Genomic DNA, 17,236 nt, shown 5'->3' with positions numbered 1-17,236 from the left:
GCAGTTTGATTCATTCCTATGAGTACTAATTCATCTCACGCCACACCATCACCACCCCAAGTCGGGGGTCAACTGAGTTTCTTTGAAAAATATCTCACCGTTTGGGTGGTACTCTGCATCATCGCGGGTATCGTCCTGGGCAAATTATTTCCCGGTGTGGCAGTAACACTGGATGCCATGAGTGTTTATCAGGTATCCATTCCTATCGCCATCTGCCTGTTTTTCATGATGTATCCGATTATGGTGAAGATTGATTTCACCCAAGCGAAACGGGCAGTGCGTGCGCCGAAACCTGTGATTTTAACTCTGGTGGTGAATTGGTTAATTAAACCCTTCACGATGGTTGCTTTTGCTCAGTTTTTCCTGGGTTGGTTGTTTCAGCCTTTGCTATCGGAAACTGAGATAATTCGCGGGGCGGAGGTTACTTTGGCAAATTCTTACATTGCTGGGGCAATTTTATTAGGAATTGCGCCTTGTACGGCGATGGTTTTGATGTGGGGGTATTTGTCTTATAGTAATCAAGGACATACCTTGGTGATGGTGGCGGTGAATTCACTTGCCATGTTGTTTCTGTATGCGCCGTTAGGACGGTGGTTATTAGCGGCGAATGATTTAACGGTACCGTGGCAAACGATTGTGTTATCGGTATTGATTTATGTGGGGTTGCCCTTGGCGGCGGGGATGTATAGTCGGTATTGGATTTTTAAACACAAAGGTAAGGAGTGGTTTGAACGGAGATTTCTTAAGTATTTGAGTCCGATTTCGATTACGGCGCTTTTAATTACGTTGGTTCTGTTATTTGCATTTAAGGGGGAGTTGATTATTAATAACCCGCTGCACATTTTGCTGATTGCTGTACCGCTGTTTATTCAGACGAATTTTATCTTTTTTATCACCTATGTGGCGGCGTTGAAGATGAATTTTGCTTATGAAGATGCGGCTCCGGCGGCGTTAATTGGGGCGAGTAATCATTTTGAAGTGGCAATTGCGACGGCGGTGATGTTGTTTGGTTTGAATTCGGGGGCGGCGTTGGCGACGGTTGTCGGGGTGTTAATTGAGGTGCCTGTTATGTTGATGTTGGTGGAGTTTTGTAAGCGCACGGCGATGTGGTTTCCACGGGAACCGGAGAAGGCTACATTGCGTGATCCGCGTTGTGTTGCGCCTTGATTTGTGGGTTGGGGAGTTGGGTTTTTTAACGCAGAGGTACGCAGAGGGAAAGCGCAGAGGTACGCAGAGGAATTGAGTGGTTTTGAATGAGAGTTTTATGGGGAGAAATATGGGAGTATGGTGATTAAATTTATTATGTTTGTTTGTAAGCAAAATTCTTGTCGTTCCCAAATGGCAGAAGGGTTTGCTCGCAGGTTAGGAGCGGGGAAAGTGGTGGTGACGAGTTCGGGTTTGCAGGCGTCTGAGGTGAATCCTACGGCGGTTGAGGTGATGGCGGAAGTTGGGATTGATATTAGTGAGCAAGTGTCTCAGCCGTTAAGTGATTTTAAGGCTGAAGATTATAATGCGGTGATTTCTTTGTGTGGGTGTGGGGTAAATTTGCCTGAATCTTGGGTATTGCGGGAGGTGTTTCAGGATTGGCAATTGGATGATCCGGCGGGTGAACCGATAGAGACTTTTCGGCGAGTACGAGATGAGATTAAGGAGCGAGTTGTTCAGTTAATTGACACGTTGGGTTAAGTTGAATAACACTGAAAATTTACAGTTTTATATCGCCAAAACCCTTGATATACCGTGGGGTGGGCATTGCCTACCAGCCTGCCAGTCAGCAGCATTCGAGTTAAGTTGAATGTGACACATAAGCGCCCTCTCCCCCAACCCCTCTCTATCCCCCCTAGCCCCCCTTTGAAAGGGGGGGAGAAAGGGGGGGATAGAGAGGGGGGAGCTAGTTATATTCTCTGGCTAGGGCTTGACTTTATACCTAGGTATAAGGTTTATGATTAAGGCACTGGATTCTGAATGAGCTGGGGCAATATGCTTCAAGTTGGTGAAGTGGCGCGTAAGTTGGGACTTAATCCCCAAACCCTTTACTTTTATGAACGGATTGGATTGATTCCGAGTCCGAAACGTACAGAGGCTGGATATCGCTTGTTTGATAACCAGGATATTGAACGTTTGTCCTTTATTAGTCGGGCTAAGGCGTTAGGTTTAAGCTTAGACGAAATTAAAGGATTACTGGTATTGCAAGATGGAGCGTCTCTGTCTTGTGGTGAAGTTTATCAGATGTTGCTGAAAAAAGTTCAGCAAATTGAAGACAATATCCAGCAATTGCAACGGCTACGAATAGAATTATTGCCTTTGCTCAATCGTTGTCAAGAAAATGCTCAACGGTTGGGGGAAGAACGCCAGTGTGTTGTCTTCAATGAGGTGGGTTTTAAGGGTGAAGAGAATTCTCAGCAATTTGAGTACGATGCAAACTATGATGAGGCTTTAATTATGGATACGCTTACGGTGGAAATTCTGGGAACGGGCTGTAAAAAATGCCATCAGTTAGAAGAAAATGCCCGAAGTGCGATCGCGTCTTTGGGTATTGAGGCTGAAGTCCTCCATATTACTGACCCTGTGGAGATTGCTAAACGGAGTGTTATGTCTACTCCAGCGTTAGCTGTCAATGGCAAGGTGGTGAGTAAAGGAAAGGTGATGTCGCCAGAACAAATTAAACCGTTGTTGCAGTTTTAGAGGGGTTTTGGCAGGGGTCAATTTAAGTTAATACTTTCTCCGTTTCTAGTTTCCAGCTAAAGGATAAGTTATGTTTGATGTATTTTATCCCTTTGATTGGTTAGCTGCCCAAATTGTTACTAAGGTTTTGGGGTTATCGTTGCATTCGTCTCTGGGGTCATCGCTACATTTCTTTTTATACGATGTCCCTAAAGTGCTGACTCTATTAATTGTGATTAGTTTTATAGTGGGAACGGTGCAAACGTTTCTCGAACCGCAAAAGATTCGCTACTGGATTAGTGGCAAGCGGACGATTTTTGGCAATGGTTTAGCGGCAACAATTGGCATTGTCACGCCTTTTTGTTCCTGTTCCGCTGTACCCTTATTTATTGGGTTTTTAGAGGCGGGTGTGCCTTTGGGGGTCACGTTTTCCTATCTGATTGCTGCGCCGATGGTGAATGAAGTCGCGGTTATTTTATTATGGGGACTGTTTGGGTTAAAGGCAACGGTGATCTATATTGCCTTTGGGGTGGGATTAGCGATCGCGGCGGGTTATATTATTGGGATGCTACACCTGGAAAAGTGGGTGGAACCCTTTGTCTGGGCGTTGCAGAAGTCTCGCCAAGGGTCAGATTGTGATCGGGATCAGGGCGATGATATGAAACTGACTTGGAAAGAACGATGGGAACAGGGTTATTATTCCGCGAGTGAAATTGTTAAGTCTGTCTGGCTTTATGTGGTGGGTGGAATTGCGATTGGGGCGGGAATTCATGGGTATGTTCCTGCCGATATTATTACCCAGTGGGCGGGGGCGGGGAATCCGTTAGCGGTGCCGATCGCGGTGGTGATGGGTGTGCCGCTGTATGCTAATATTGCTGGGGTTTTACCGATTACTGAAGCGTTGGTGAATAAAGGGTTGCCTTTAGGGACGGTTCTATCGTTTACGATGGCGGTTACGGCGTTATCGTTGCCAGAAATGGTGATTCTTAGGAAGGTGTTGCAGCCTGAGTTATTGGCTGTCTTTATTGCGTTGATGACGATGGGAATTATTGGGGTTGGCTATCTTTTTAATATTTTGTTGATGTGAATTTAGGCGATAGGGGATTGTTCACTTGATTAATGTATTAGGTTAAGGGTATTTGTAGGGGCTCTTTCATTGCCCATCCGTGTCAACTTAAGACTTTGTATTACTAGCGCTCAAAGTTTAGATCCCCCTAAATCCCCCATGGAACAAAAGCGAAGCATCCTTTGGCTTCCCCCTTTTTAAGGGGGACGGGAGGGGGATCTTAAGGGGGACTGTGATTAATTTCTGGTTCCCCCCTTTTCCCCCCCTTTCAAAGGGGGGCTAGGGGGGATGGGGGGCGAGTTCGGATCTCTTATTAAGTAAGGGTTTCAGCCTTAAGTTGATACCAATGGGCATTGCCGTATCCTTACCGTTTCTTGGGGATATTGATTTTTAATGGATAAGGGTTTCAATCCCTGATAGGGATTCAGGGGAATTCCAAGGTTAAGCTCCTTTCTCCCGGCATCAGCGCAAACAGTTTCAATCCCTGTTAGGGATTCAGGGGAATTCCAAGATCCGCTCGGAGGTGGTGTCCATGACACGGATTGGTTTCAATCCCTGATAGGGATTCAGGGGAATTCCAAGTCAAAGGGTACAATTTTTAAGGTGCTGCTATGTGTTTCAATCCCTGATAGGGATTCAGGGGAATTCCAAGTTGGCGATGACTTGGACGTTTGGGGGCATAGATCGTTTCAATCCCTGATAGGGATTCAGGGGAATTCCAAGTAATATCATCGGAATGTGCGTATCTCGGTTCTAATGTTTCAATCCCTGATAGGGATTCAGGGGAATTCCAAGGGCAGCCTCTCAGAACCCGTACTGTATTTAGTTTTCAAGGTACAATGGCGACTGGCTGATATAACTATAGCATTTCAGCCATCGCCTTTGACAAGTCCCCTGGAACAAAATAGACTCAAATCCTTTATCCATAAGCCTTTCAGACTTGGCGACCGCCCCTAAATAATAAAATAGGCGGCAAACCCTGACTGGATAAGGAATACAGCCTCAAATTTTGACTCGTCGGAAAAAACACCCACAGGTGGTCGCATCTAGACCGAGAAATTGGCAGGATTGGGTAAAGGTTCACTGACGAGGTATCCTACTGTGAGAGCGTTCTCTTGTTAACCTATACCCCTCGAAGGTCAATTCAGTTGTGGCGATTCTTCCCAGACTCATAGGATTGGGCTTAATCCTAGTCTACTGCTTTTGCACAAATCCAGCACAAGCCGGACAATTATCCGATCGCGTGGCGCAATTCCCCCATTGGCAAACTAAACCCCCAGTAACGGCGGCGGCTGGGGATTTGGTTTACCCCGATTGGATGGAGGGAACATGGAATGTTACCAGCACCCTCGTCGAACAAATTGCACCCTTAGCGCCAGAAGTGGTAACACCGGGTATGAAGAGTAATCGCCGCTATTTAAATCAGCCGATGCAGTTTCGGGTAAGGTTTGAACGGGTTGATCAGGTGCAATCTAAATCTCGCGATCGCATTATACCCCTTCCCCGACAAAGGGAATCCGGCATAGTTGCTGATCGAGTATTCAATGGCTTAAATATCGCCCAAGCTTATCTAGGCGATGGCGCTATTCGTTCGGTGAAGGTAGATCCCGCCTCTGTGAATCGGCAAATCACCGAATTGCGATCGGGACGCCAAATTATCTCTATTGTCACAGATCGAAACACAGAAACCCCCAGCCGCGATCGCTTTATTGCTACAGAGGTAACTAATCAATACTTTCGCGGTACAAACCAACCCTATTTAAATCAGGTGGAAACCACAACCGCTTATCATCAATTACCCTCACCCGATTCCGGAATTGAAGCATGGCAAATCACCGCCATTTACCTTTCCCCTCAAGATCCTGATTATTTTAAGGCTTTAGATAAACCCGTCGCATTGTATCGGTATCGACTCCAGTTAGAACCCATACAATAGTTATAGTCAGACACCATGACATCAAAGTACAGCGGCGTACTTCTCGCCAAATCCAGTTAAAAATCCCACATTCCTATTAAAGTTCCCGGATTAGCAGATGAGGTAATCCACCGACAAGCTAATTTTTTTTTCCTCAGAGGCGTCACATCCATCAAGAAGGGTTTGGTGGTTAATTGCGAACCATTATAAATCGTCTCTTGGCGGGCTTGCTCTTTCACTCCTTTCATTCTTTTGCTCCTGAGTTAATGGCATAAAGTAACCTCAGCTTAACTTCTTTGCCAAGCTTCTTGGTGAAGCCAGAATGAAGGTTGAAGTCAAAAATGTAAAGCTATTATTTTTTGTTGGGAAAGATTATTGATCCTACATCCGATGAATTCACACCCTAGGTCTTTTTTCCTAGGGAACTGTTGTAGAGACGCTTCAAAAGCGCGTCTGGAACTCCGGCGGAACGTCTCTACCATAAGATGTGTCCTAACCGCTATGGAGGTTGCTATAGTCAGCGCTTGTTTTATTAACTTTTTCAGTCTAAATTAAGCCGATTTTCAGCAAAAACTCATTGAACACCTGTTTAATTGTTCCAGACTCAAAGTAAATGATTTATTATATACCCAGCCAGCCGAGATGGGTTTGGCTAGCTAGATACTGAAGTTAAGATGTATTTCCCGGAATTCAACCAATGACACAGACAGCCACATTCGCCGTAACACCGTTTAACCAAAAACTAAGGACACCTTTAACCAAAAATCAAATTACTGTTGTTCAAATTAATCTGGGAAAACGCTGTAATCTAGCCTGTACCCATTGTCATGTGGAAGCTGGACCCAAACGCACTGAAGAACTTACCCCCGAAATCTGTAACCAACTCATCCAACTAATTCATCGCTTTCCTCAAATCCAAACCGTTGATTTAACTGGTGGCGCACCCGAAATGAATTATGGGTTTAAACCCTTAGTTGAAGCGGCGCGTACAACGAAAAAAGAAGTGATTGTCCGCTCAAATTTAACCATTTTATTTGAACCGGGATTCCAGGATTTACCCGAATACTTTGCCCAGCATCAGGTGAGAGTTGTCGCCTCCCTTCCCTGTTATTTAGAAGAAAATGTGGATAAAATGCGGGGAAAAGGGGTCTATAATGATTCGATTCGGGCAATTCAACGGCTGAATCAATTGGGCTATGGTAAAAATCCCAATTTAATCCTGGATTTGGTCTATAACCCATCATTACCTGTGAGTGAAAACTTCTCCTTAACGCCGAATCAAGTTAAATTAGAACAGGATTATAAACGGTTCCTTAAGGATAATTTTGATATTGACTTTAACCAGTTATTCACGATTACGAATTTACCCGTTGGCAGAACTAAGTTTTACCTGCAAAGAACAAAGCTGTATACGCCTTACCTGAAGTTTCTGGAAGATAACTTTAATCCGACTACAGTGGAACATTTGATGTGCCGTAACGAACTCTCTATTGATTATCGCGGAAATATTTACGACTGCGATTTTAATCAAATGGAAGAGATACCCGCCAAGTCTCGCACTGGGGAAGCTTTAACTGTGAATAAACTATTAGCCGCAGGAACATTAGATATGATTAACGAAATTCGTACCGCCTCCTATTGTTACGGTTGCACCGCTGGGTGTGGTTCCAGTTGTGGCGGTGCACTGACTTAAGCTAAGCAAACAATGAAGACACCTCAAAATGGTTGATAACGCAGGGAAAAATAAAGTCCATTGTCTTGCCGCGAGTCCCCTTCGTCATCAACGTCAATTAACGGGATGCCATAGTCGAGTAGATGCATGAAAATGCTTTTTTGTCAAATATGCCTCTGCATGAGTCCATCAAACTGGGTGATGAAACCTGATTGTAGTATTTCCATTTTTCCGGCGTTAGGGACAACCAAATAACGCATTATCTAGGCGTTTCAGGAATAGTTGGTTAAAAACGGTTACAAGGATAACACAATACAATATAAAAATATATCATACTACACCCTCAAACCCTTGTCAAATCAGGATTTACCAGAGGCATTTTCTGCCCGCCCGAAATCTGATTATCTTTAAACTATTAAAACGTAAACGTCAAACTGAAAAGTTTTACTTATATAGATAGGCTTCGTCACCATGAAGCTAGGCGGAAAGGGAAGAGATATCGAAATTCTGCCAATTCCGCCTAAACTGATGTGCATTTAAATTCGGTATTCCCCATTCCCTGTTCCCTTTGAGCTGAACAGATTACAAAACTTGCCGATATCGCTGGGAACGATTTTGCCTACCATATAAATGATGCCATTGTTGAGAACTGCGAATCGCTAGCCACAATAGAAGCAGGGCAATTAACCCACCTTGTTGAGGCGCATCAAAGGCAAAGATAACTAACGCCACACATAAAACATCTTGGCAAAAAACCACCCATAACGGTAAACCGCGCAAGCGAAAAAACCAGCCAACTTGTACCAGTTGGAGGACAAATGCCAATAACCCACTGACTGTCCCGAAAATCCAAATAAACTCCCTGGGAATATCGGCAAACTGGGCGACAGCAATACCCATAATTGCCCCAACCCCAGGACTAAACAGGAGTTGGACAATTTGCAAGATTCGCTGTCCCAGAAGCTTCTTTGAGGCAAACAACTCAAAAAATGAGAAGGTGGTCAAAATACCGACTAAAACCGAGGGATGAATGCGAGACAGCAGAGGAATTTGATCCCAGAGGTTGTCGCTTTGCAACAAACCAATCACCAACAAAGGCAAAGCGATCCTCATTCCTACGGCTGCTGCTACCGAAAGTACGGCTAGGAGTTCAATCATTATTACCTAATGCCTGCAAGAGAAATCAACATAGTTATCCCCCTGTCCTCAGTTTAACGTTTGTAGACAATCCCACATTCAGGGATACCCTTTCTCCGATAGGATTAAAACTGACCTAAAAACTGCAAGCCACCTATGCCAACGGCAGCCTTTTTTCAAGGAATTCTGGGCGCGTCTAGTTTAGCCTTGGGCGCCTGTGTCGGAGTCTTTTGGCAACCGAGTCGCCACTTGTCCGCGACGATTATGGCATTTGGGAGTGGTACACTATTGTCTGCGATCGCGTTTGAAATTACCATTCCTGTCTATCGTCACAGTGGCTTTGTCCCCCTGTTAATTGGGTTTATGGCAGGGGGAATGTTATTTGCTTTCCTGACATCCTATATCGACCAACATGGCGGATTCCTGCGTAAACCCGCATCCAGTCGCCGCTACCTGGTTGAACATGGTGCTGATCAGGTGAGTGATGTCCTCAATCGCATCGCCCACATTGAGGTGATGCAAAACCTACCACCCAAAGAACGGCAAAGAGTTGCCCTGTATCTCAATCCAATTTACGCCCAACCTGGAGACGTACTCTGTGAAGATGGAACCCCTGGTGACTATTTTTATATGATTGTCAACGGCGAAGCCGAAGTGCGAAAGGGTCGAAAAGTTCTGGGTACAATGGGACCTGGAGAAGTCTTTGGTGAGATGGCACTCCTGACTGGAGAACCGCGATCTGCCACTGTGGTTGCTCGCACTCCAATGGAATTGTATCAGTTACACCGAGAACATTTCAATAGTATGCTAACATGGTCGCCCCATCTGGCTTGGTCACTGAGTCGCGCCTTAGCCCGACGCCTGCAAGTGGCAACAGAGTCACGCCTGGTTGTGGAACACCGTTTAGATCGGTGGCGACAGCAGGTCATGGATCAAGTTGAACTGGATCTATTACTGCGGGACGATCAAATGACCCTGGAAAATTTGGTGAAACAGTCCACACCGTTTGCCATTTTAGTTGGTACTTTAATTGATAATATCCCAGAAGCGGCTGTTATTGGTATGAATTCTGGAAATAGCGATTTGGGTTGGTCTTTTTTATTAGCGGTATTTATTTCTAACTTTCCCGAAGCCTTATCCAGTGCGACGGGAATGAAACAAGCGGGAACGAAAACGAGTCAGATTTTAGGATTATGGATAGGCATCGTTATGCTCAGTGGTTTATGTGCGATCGCGGGTTTTTATTTACGAAACAATACCTCTGAAGTGGTTGTCGCGATCGCACAGGCTATTTCTGGCGGCGCAATTTTAGCTATGGTTGCTAGTACCATGATGCCGGAAGCTTACGAATTGGCAGGTAATTCCGTGGTTTTCTCGACAATTTTAGGATTCTTGCTGGGGTTTTTTATCTCATCGAGCCATATAGTATAACTGGCAAGCCGCGATCGCACCTCCGTTATTTGCACGTACCACGGTTATCTCGGTGTATCAAGGTTTTCCGGGCGTTAAGCGATTACCCTTCTTGTAGTGCGATCGCCCTTAAAAATTTATCATCCGTAGGGGCGCACCGATGTGCGCCCAAAAACCCATCTAGGGAATTGAATTGTCTGTCAGATGCATGAAACAGCTTTTTTGTCAAATATCCCCCTGAGCGAGTCCGAGCAATTAGGTAATTAAGTATATTTGTAGTATTTGAGTTTTTCCGACGTTAGGGAGAAAGGATGAACCATCCCTTAAGGCATTGAAGCGCTTCTTAGTGAAAATTGACAATAAAAATACCATAATATATTAACGCTATATACCATACTACAACCCGAAAACCCTGTCAAATAATGATTTGCCAAGGACTTATTCTGCCAGCCCTACATCCCATTATCTTTATAAAATTAAAACTCAAACCTCAAATCTAAAAGTTTTATTTATAGTAGCCCAAATATTCAAACCTCCTACGGTTGATAAGAATAGTGCAATATATGAGTTGAGACAGGTTTGACCCCTCCAGGCTAAAGCCACATAGACTTTTTTCGTTGTTGTAGAACCTAGCTATTGAATTTATGACATGGTTGGGGCGCACATCGGTGCGCCCCTACAGAATATTGCCGGCAATTTCCGAGAAAATTCGAGAAACTAGCGATTATAGGAAACCGTTGCTACAGGTTCCTGAATTTGAGGCACTAAAAATCCTTGGGCATAAATCTGGGGCTTGTCTTGAGCGACTTGGAAATAAGCTTCTCGTAGATGCGTGTTCACCGCTACTGTCTTGGCATCATAAAGCTGGGTGGCGAGTTTAGGATAGAACCCAATACCCAAAATTAACACTAAAAAGCAAGCGGCAATAAACACTTCCCGTGGTTGAGCATCGGTGTAGACGGCATTAGAAGGCAAAACACAATCCGTACCAAAGCAAACCGCGCCTTCTTCTTCCTTATTCTCAAAGTTGGCATTATCAATATCACAGGTTGGGGCAATGCCTGCTCCGTAAAATACTTGTCTGAGTAGAGAGAGGAGATAGATGGGTGTAAGAATCAATCCCAACGCCGAGAGGAAGACAGTCACTGTGCGGAAGGTTGAGCTATAAATATCGCTGGTTGTCACACCGACAAAGACAGAAAGTTCACTAGCAAAACCACTCATTCCCGGAAGGGCAATTGATGCCATCGCGGCGGCGGTAAACAGGGCAAATACCTTGGGCATAACCTGACCAATACCACCCATACTATTTAAGGCTAGGGTGTGGGTACGATCATAAGTAACCCCAGCCAGGAAGAATAGCACGGCGGCAATTAAGCCGTGGGAAATCATTTGCAACATTGCGCCACTGATGCCTAAGTCCGTGAACGAGGCTATCCCAAGTAGGACAAACCCCATGTGAGACACAGAGGAAAAAGCAAGACGCCGCTTCATATTCGGCTGAGCAAAAGAATTCAATCCGCCATAGATAATATTGATAACCCCCAGCATCGCCAAAATTGGGGCAAAGTAAACATGAGCATCGGAGAGTATCTCTAAATTCAGGCGAATTAATCCATATCCGCCCATTTTCAGGAGTACCCCAGCTAAAATCATGGATACAGGTGCAGAGGCTTCACCATGAGCATCAGGAAGCCAGGTGTGTAAGGGGAAGATTGCTAATTTAACACCAAAGGCGATTAACAATCCGGCATACAGTAGGAGTTCTAAAGCTAAGGGGTAATCTTTGATACCCAGTTCAACCATATCAAAGCTGATTGTACCCTCGCCATAGAGTGCCATGGCTAACCCAGCTACCAAAATAAATATAGAAGCGGCGGCAGTATAGAGTAAGAATTTGGTCGCGGCGTATTGACGCTTCTGTCCCCCCCAAATCGAGACGAGGAGATAAACGGGAACGAGTTCCAGTTCCCACATAATAAATAGGAGCAGAATGTCTTGGGCGATGAAGACGCCGATTTGTGCCGAATATAGCACCAGCATTAAAAAATAGAAGAGGCGAGGCTTGTGATCGACTTGCCAAGCGGCGAAAATGGAAAGCGTTGTCACTAATCCAGCCAGAAGCACGAGGGGGAGTGACAGTCCATCCACGGAAACAGCCCAACTCAGACCTAATTGAGGTATCCAGGTATACTTTTCGGTGAGTTGAAATGTGGCATTGCTGGCGTCGTAATGCTGCCAAAAGGTGTACAGCATTAATAGAAAGTCCGCGATCGCAACACTGAGGGCATACCATCGCACCGTTTTACCCCCCTTATCTGGCAGTAGGGGAATGGCAAGAGAGGCAACGAGCGGTAGGAGGGCGATCGCACTCAGCCAGGGAAATGAATTTGCTATCATTGGCGATGAGAAAAAATACTTACTTAACGGATAATGTTATTTTACTAAGCTTTGTAACATTTTTTCATAAATATTTATCTTAGATCACCATAAAGCATCTCCCCACCATCACCAGGGTAAAGTGAAAGGGGGGAAAGCCAATGAAAAAATCGAACCGGTTGCTCAAAGCGTTTTGAACGACTAAGTGCATGTCCCACAATCACGATCACGAATCCTTCAACTACAATCGCGCTTTTGCCATTGGTTTAATTCTCAATGGTGGGTTTGTCATGGTTGAAGCCGCTGCGGGTATCTTCTACAATTCCCTGGCGTTACTGGCGGATGCAGGTCACAATCTCAGTGATGTCTTAGGCTTGATTCTGGCGTGGGGTGCGAGTCTGCTGTCCCAGCGTTCCCCAACCCAGCGCTATACCTACGGCTTCCGTCGTTCCTCGATTTTGGCGGCTCTTTTAAATGCTACCCTTGTCCTGGTGGCGATGGGTGCAGTGGCGTGGGAAGCGATTAGTAAGTTCTTTAATCCTCAATCTGTACCCGGTGGTGTTGTGATTGGGGTTGCCTTTGTTGGGGTGGTGATTAATACCATTACAGCACTCCTGTTCATGTCAGGTCGCAAAGAAGATATGAACATTCGCGGTGCTTTTTTGCACATGGCGGCGGATGCGCTGGTTTCTGTGGGGGTAGTGCTGGCGGGTATTGCGATTTTGATTACGGGTTGGCTGTGGTTCGACCCGGCTGTCAGTTTAATTATTGTTACGGTTGTGGTGGTGAATACTTGGCAACTGTTTCGGGAGTCGCTGAAGTTAGCTCTGGATGCGGTTCCCGAAGGGATTGAACCCCTTGCTATTCGCACGTACTTGACTGAACTCCCTGAGGTGGCTCAAGTCCATGATCTGCACATCTGGGCGATGAGTACCACAGAAATAGCGTTAACGGCTCATCTGGTGATACCGAAAGGGTATCCCGGTGATGATTTTTTAGTGAGGGTATCCCAGCATCTGCATGACCAGTTTGGCATTGAACATCCGACGATCCAAATCGAAACGGGTGATCCGAGTCAACCCTGCACTCTGGCTCCAGAAAATCGTGTTTAATTGTTATTTGTCATTCGCCACTGGTCATTTGGGTTTGATTCAAAAGTCCCGTTTGTAGGGGCGCACGGTGTGCGCCCATCGCCCATCATCGAGCGCGTACCATTTACCCGGTGTACAATGGCATTTGCGATCGCACGCCGATTATCTTCAATGTCGCCCAGTTGTCTGGATTTACCCGGGTTGAACTGGCGTACCGGGTTTTAGAGGGCGCACGCCTGGGGTGAGGGAAAGGGAATTCAGATGCATAATGCATAATTCATAATTCATTTTTATAGGGTTTGTTGGGGGACGGCGGTAGTTTTTTGGGATAAGTTTAACCTCATGTAAAAATGCTCCAGAGTTTGTCTTACCGCCGTCCTTGGTCGTTACCTAAAACTCTCCAATATAGGTGTCGAGGGCTCTAGCTGTTTCCACTAGGGGGTGATGGCGATCAACTAAAATCGGACTTTTGCTAGTCACATCATCAATGGGAATGCTGACGACTATTCCATTTTGCCAAGCGACCATTTTTTGATAGTCATCTTTGGCAATTAAGTCTACAGCCGTTTTACCAAAGGAGGTGGCAAGCAAGCGATCTAAAGCAGAGGGCGCACCACCCCGTTGAACGTGACCTAAAACGGTTACTCGTGCTTCAATCGTGTTCCCGCTACAGTGAGAAATCTGGTCAGCCACATAATCTCCGATACCCCGTAATCGGATCTCACCCAGGGCGTCTGTGTAGTATCGTTCTTGACCCTCAAGGGTTTTCGCCCCCTCAGCCACAACAACGATCGCAAAGCGGCGATTCCAGCGATCGCGAAGTTCAGTAATATGTTGACAAACTCCGCTAATTGAATAGGGAATTTCCGGAATCAGGATCACATCAGCACCGCCAGCAATGCCTGCATTCAGGGCTAAATGTCCGGCTTCGCGCCCCATCACCTCAACCACCATGACGCGATCGTGACTAGCCGCCGTGTAAGAGAGACGAGATAAGGCATCAACAATGGTATTAACCGCCGTATCGAAACCAACGGCTAGATTCGTGAAAGCCACATCATTATCAATCGTCTTGGGGACTCCCACGATATTCATACCCCCTTGATGGGCAAGCTGGTTCATAATCGCCAGACTCCCGTCGCCACCAATGACAATCAGGGCGTCTAGACCTAATTTCTGATAACCAGCGATAATCTGATCGGCTTGAGCCTCAGTATCCCCTTTGTTAATTGAACCGAGGATAGTACCACCAGTACTCAGGAGTGGGTCGATTCCCCGATTGTCAAGACCGTGAACATTCAGTGAGACTGATTTGCCTTCCAATAAACCTTGGGTGGCGTAGGGAATACCTAAAACTTCCCAATCATAACTCAGAGTAGCATGTCTAACGGCAGCGCGAATGACCGCGTTTAATCCGGGACAGTCACCGCCACTGGTGAGTAGACCAATCCGTTTGCGAGTTTCCATAGGTCGATCTCAAGTGTGTATTATTGTGGATGGCTTTAACGAAGGCTATTTGATCATCAAAGACAGGTTTACTCCCCAGACATTCTGACAGCACCCTGACACCACAACTACAGTTTTACTGTTTGGGATTAGAATCAAGCTGAATTAGGATCGAGTGCAAGCCCGATTGAGTGGTGCAGTTGTGGCACTCGTCTTAGAGAGTCGTTTGCCTCAAAAACGCTTGCTCAGTGGTACGTCTAGGGTAGTCAGCGTTAACCCATATTGGCAAACAGGGTTCTAAATTCCCTCATGGCAAAAAACCTCAACCTTTCCTGGTCTGTAAACATCTAGTCCAAGATAGCCAATTTTCTGTAATCTGAGAGTATCAAGCCGCACTGCGGTTAAGACAATGATGATTAAAAAGCCCTGCTTCAATCCAGAACATGGATCAACCAGGTCTTAGAGGAATTTCATTTGTCATTAGAGCCGCTTTATTGACAAATTAAATTTATTGTGAATATATCAAGGCTAAAACTTTCTTTAAGAGACTTATGACTTGACAAAATGATCTCCGTTGTGTATTTACTAAAGATTGAAAGAAAAAGAGAAAACGAAAAATTTAATGATTTTCAGTACAACGACTAAGTATAGAATCGTGATAGCGACAGGAATAGCTATTCTTACCTCCTCCATGAATCTGGGTGAGGCAAAGGCTCAATCTATCCCTAATCCCCAAACTATTTTACTCGCCCAAACCTTTGGCGGAATCGAACGAGAAATAGCTCTTGAGGACGTACCCCTTCCAGTTATGGCGGCGGTGCGAACAGTGACAGGTGCTGAACCCACAGCGGCAAACATTGAAATGAAGCCGGATGGGTCTATTGTTTATGAATTAAGAGGTCAAAACCAGCAAGGCTTTGAATTCTGGGCTGATGCGACTCCCAATGGACAAATTGTTGAGGTGGACGAAGAAATTGAGCGCAGTGCGGTTCCGGAAGATGTGATCAAAGCGCTAAAACGGTGGGAACCAAACGCCTCCATTGTCAGTACGTGGCGCAGTACCCGTCTCGGGGAATTTGTCTATGAAATTGTTCTGGATAATGATTTCTGGTTTGAAATTTCGGCTGATACGAAGCAAATCACTATTCATCAACTACAGCGTTCCTAAGTTGGTGGAAAAAATTAAAGTTAAAGACTGGGGATCGTCATTTGTCCTTTGTCATTTGTCATTGCTAAGGATTTGAGGAGTATTTACAGAATTTAATAGAGTTGGGTTGAGTTATATCAACCGACTTCGGTGAGAAACTGTTCAGCACGACGCCAGAGATTTATGAAGACGTTTACATTCACGAATTGGTCGAAAGTTCTAGCTGTGGCATTAACCGCAACGACTATTCCTTTCACGACAATTTCTGTTTCTGCTCAAGTTCTTAAAGGGTTTGGGGCTTCGTTTCCTCAACCCCTTTACCAACGCTATAGCGTCGAATACGAAAAGGAAACCGGCAACAGTATTGAATACACAGCCATTGGCAGTGGCGGTGGCATTCGCAAATTTATGGAGCGAGCCGTAGACTTTGGGGCAACCACGTTAATTCCCACTCCGATTGAGGAAAATCAAGTGGAAGATGGATTGCTAATGGTGCCGACTGGGGGAGGGGCTGTGGCTATTGTTTATAATCTTCAAGATGTCCCCACGAATATTAAACTCTCTCGCGAACAACTTGCCAAGATTTTCACGGGTCAAATTGGCAATTGGAAACAGGTAAATCCCCGCTTTCCGAATAAAGAAATTCAAGTGATTGTTCGCTCGGACAGTAGCGGTGCTACCTTTGTCTTGACGAAATACTTAAATAAAATTAGTGGGGGGAAGATAGAAGCCAGCCGAGAACCCGATTGGGGATTTGATATTTTCGCGGCGCGTCCCCAGGATAGTGGCGTGGCGGCAGAGGTGCGGCGCATTGATGGGGCAATTGGGTATGTTCAAGCGGGTGTTGCTCAGAGGAATAATCTGCCTGTGGCTCTGCTGGAAAATCAAGCGGGACGTTATGTTAAACCGACGTTGGCAGAAACCAAGAAAGCTCTGGAAAATGTCACGTTTAACCCGGATTTTACTACGGAGAATATTAATGATCCAGAGGATGGTTATCCGTTAGTCAGTTTAACCTGGCTACTTATTTATAAAAGATATCCGAATCAAACCCTTGTCCAAGACACTCAAGACTTGTTGAGATGGATCATGACGCGGGGACAAGAGTTTAATCAAGAGCTAGAATACACGAGAATTCCCGAAGATGTCGCTCAAAAGGTGATCGAAACGGTAAATACAGAATTGAAGGTTCGCCCCTATTAAAAACCTGGCTTTTCCGGGGAAAAAACCGGGGAAACGGGGAAATTCGGGGCGGGCGCGAGCTACATCTGGGTGCAACAAAAAAGATAGTCGTAAAACCCGCCCCTAC

The 17,236-nt window shown here is 45.5% G+C and carries 15 protein-coding genes and 1 pseudogene; 12 read left to right on the top strand and 4 right to left on the bottom strand.

From position 1 onward, the window contains the following. Positions 1–18 precede the first annotated feature (18 nt). The 6 genes and pseudogenes from arsB to RLO19_RS20930 all read left to right on the top strand — a co-directional run bounded on the left by arsB (position 19) and on the right by RLO19_RS20930 (position 5,666). Entirely contained in the window at positions 19–1,167 is a 1,149-nt protein-coding gene (arsB, locus tag RLO19_RS20955) for an ACR3 family arsenite efflux transporter (RefSeq protein WP_446359366.1), read from the top strand. Positions 1,168–1,290: 123 nt separating this feature from the next. After that, entirely contained in the window at positions 1,291–1,686 is a 396-nt protein-coding gene (gene arsC / locus RLO19_RS20950) for an arsenate reductase, glutathione/glutaredoxin type (RefSeq protein WP_446359379.1), read from the top strand. A gap of 279 nt (positions 1,687–1,965) precedes the next feature. Beyond that, positions 1,966–2,289, top strand: a pseudogene (locus tag RLO19_RS20945) (heavy metal-responsive transcriptional regulator); the annotation flags it as partial. A gap of 153 nt (positions 2,290–2,442) precedes the next feature. Continuing rightward, on the top strand, positions 2,443–2,685 hold the full coding sequence (locus tag RLO19_RS20940) for a thioredoxin family protein (RefSeq protein ID WP_446336422.1): 243 nt from the start codon (positions 2,443–2,445) through the stop codon (positions 2,683–2,685). Between the two features lie 70 nt (positions 2,686–2,755). Beyond that, positions 2,756–3,751: a permease gene (locus tag RLO19_RS20935; RefSeq protein ID WP_446359365.1), complete on the top strand. Its 996-nt coding sequence runs from the start codon at positions 2,756–2,758 to the stop codon at positions 3,749–3,751. Positions 3,752–4,886: 1,135 nt separating this feature from the next. Next, a complete protein-coding gene (locus RLO19_RS20930) occupies positions 4,887–5,666 on the top strand; it encodes a DUF6816 family protein (protein ID WP_446359378.1) in 780 nt (259 codons plus the stop codon). Positions 5,667–5,722: 56 nt separating this feature from the next. Here RLO19_RS20930 and RLO19_RS20925 read toward each other — a convergent pair whose 3' ends face one another. Then, positions 5,723–5,893: a hypothetical protein gene (locus RLO19_RS20925; protein ID WP_446359364.1), complete on the bottom strand. Its 171-nt coding sequence runs from the start codon at positions 5,891–5,893 to the stop codon at positions 5,723–5,725. 449 nt (positions 5,894–6,342) lie between these two features. On the opposite strand from RLO19_RS20925, the gene arsS reads away from it, so the two are divergent. Further along, positions 6,343–7,338: an arsenosugar biosynthesis radical SAM (seleno)protein ArsS gene (arsS, locus tag RLO19_RS20920; protein WP_446359363.1), complete on the top strand. Its 996-nt coding sequence runs from the start codon at positions 6,343–6,345 to the stop codon at positions 7,336–7,338. 561 nt (positions 7,339–7,899) lie between these two features. On the opposite strand, the gene RLO19_RS20915 is transcribed toward arsS, so the two are convergent. Beyond that, positions 7,900–8,475 (bottom strand): DUF4126 domain-containing protein, encoded by a 576-nt coding sequence (locus RLO19_RS20915; RefSeq protein WP_446359362.1) that lies wholly within the window; start codon positions 8,473–8,475, stop codon positions 7,900–7,902. A gap of 135 nt (positions 8,476–8,610) precedes the next feature. Between RLO19_RS20915 and RLO19_RS20910 the strand changes: the two genes are divergently transcribed. Then, positions 8,611–9,885: a cyclic nucleotide-binding domain-containing protein gene (locus RLO19_RS20910; RefSeq protein ID WP_446359361.1), complete on the top strand. Its 1,275-nt coding sequence runs from the start codon at positions 8,611–8,613 to the stop codon at positions 9,883–9,885. 696 nt (positions 9,886–10,581) lie between these two features. On the opposite strand, the gene RLO19_RS20905 is transcribed toward RLO19_RS20910, so the two are convergent. Continuing rightward, the gene (locus RLO19_RS20905; RefSeq protein ID WP_446359360.1) at positions 10,582–12,264 is read right to left on the bottom strand and encodes an NAD(P)H-quinone oxidoreductase subunit 4; all 1,683 of its coding nucleotides are present in this window, start codon (positions 12,262–12,264) and stop codon (positions 10,582–10,584) included. Between the two features lie 188 nt (positions 12,265–12,452). Here RLO19_RS20905 and RLO19_RS20900 point away from each other — a divergent pair, with 188 nt between their 5' ends. Then, entirely contained in the window at positions 12,453–13,355 is a 903-nt protein-coding gene (locus tag RLO19_RS20900; protein ID WP_446359359.1) for a cation diffusion facilitator family transporter, read from the top strand. A gap of 369 nt (positions 13,356–13,724) precedes the next feature. Here RLO19_RS20900 and RLO19_RS20895 read toward each other — a convergent pair whose 3' ends face one another. Further along, complete coding sequence (locus tag RLO19_RS20895) at positions 13,725–14,801, bottom strand: ATP-dependent 6-phosphofructokinase (protein ID WP_446359358.1); 1,077 nt, start codon at positions 14,799–14,801, stop codon at positions 13,725–13,727. A 154-nt stretch (positions 14,802–14,955) separates the two neighbouring features. Here RLO19_RS20895 and RLO19_RS20890 point away from each other — a divergent pair, with 154 nt between their 5' ends. The 3 genes from RLO19_RS20890 (at position 14,956) to pstS (ending at position 17,130) form a co-directional block, all read left to right on the top strand. After that, a complete protein-coding gene (locus RLO19_RS20890) occupies positions 14,956–15,081 on the top strand; it encodes a hypothetical protein (RefSeq protein WP_446359357.1) in 126 nt (41 codons plus the stop codon). 321 nt (positions 15,082–15,402) lie between these two features. After that, positions 15,403–15,948: a hypothetical protein gene (locus RLO19_RS20885; RefSeq protein ID WP_446359356.1), complete on the top strand. Its 546-nt coding sequence runs from the start codon at positions 15,403–15,405 to the stop codon at positions 15,946–15,948. Positions 15,949–16,110: 162 nt separating this feature from the next. Beyond that, a complete protein-coding gene (gene pstS / locus RLO19_RS20880; protein WP_446359355.1) occupies positions 16,111–17,130 on the top strand; it encodes a phosphate ABC transporter substrate-binding protein PstS in 1,020 nt (339 codons plus the stop codon). Positions 17,131–17,236: the final 106 nt, after the last annotated feature.

Origin of the sequence: Coleofasciculus sp. G2-EDA-02 (assembly GCF_040226375.1) — a bacterium.
Classification (GTDB): domain Bacteria; phylum Cyanobacteriota; class Cyanobacteriia; order Cyanobacteriales; family Coleofasciculaceae; genus Coleofasciculus.
This window is presented reverse-complemented; position numbering and strand designations above follow the sequence as displayed.

Excerpts from the sequence above, each read along its gene's own strand:
- RLO19_RS20935 (WP_446359365.1), top strand. The coding sequence starts at position 2,756 with ATGTTTGATGTATTTTATCCCTTTGATTGGTTAGCTGCCCAAATTGTT.
- RLO19_RS20900 (WP_446359359.1), top strand. The coding sequence starts at position 12,453 with ATGTCCCACAATCACGATCACGAATCCTTCAACTACAATCGCGCTTTT.
- arsB (WP_446359366.1), top strand. The coding sequence starts at position 19 with ATGAGTACTAATTCATCTCACGCCACACCATCACCACCCCAAGTCGGG.
- RLO19_RS20895 (WP_446359358.1), bottom strand. The coding sequence starts at position 14,801 with ATGGAAACTCGCAAACGGATTGGTCTACTCACCAGTGGCGGTGACTGT.
- RLO19_RS20925 (WP_446359364.1), bottom strand. The coding sequence starts at position 5,893 with ATGAAAGGAGTGAAAGAGCAAGCCCGCCAAGAGACGATTTATAATGGT.
- arsS (WP_446359363.1), top strand. The coding sequence starts at position 6,343 with ATGACACAGACAGCCACATTCGCCGTAACACCGTTTAACCAAAAACTA.
- RLO19_RS20910 (WP_446359361.1), top strand. The coding sequence starts at position 8,611 with ATGCCAACGGCAGCCTTTTTTCAAGGAATTCTGGGCGCGTCTAGTTTA.
- RLO19_RS20915 (WP_446359362.1), bottom strand. The coding sequence starts at position 8,475 with ATGATTGAACTCCTAGCCGTACTTTCGGTAGCAGCAGCCGTAGGAATG.
- RLO19_RS20885 (WP_446359356.1), top strand. The coding sequence starts at position 15,403 with ATGATTTTCAGTACAACGACTAAGTATAGAATCGTGATAGCGACAGGA.
- pstS (WP_446359355.1), top strand. The coding sequence starts at position 16,111 with ATGAAGACGTTTACATTCACGAATTGGTCGAAAGTTCTAGCTGTGGCA.
- RLO19_RS20940 (WP_446336422.1), top strand. The coding sequence starts at position 2,443 with ATGGATACGCTTACGGTGGAAATTCTGGGAACGGGCTGTAAAAAATGC.
- RLO19_RS20905 (WP_446359360.1), bottom strand. The coding sequence starts at position 12,264 with ATGATAGCAAATTCATTTCCCTGGCTGAGTGCGATCGCCCTCCTACCG.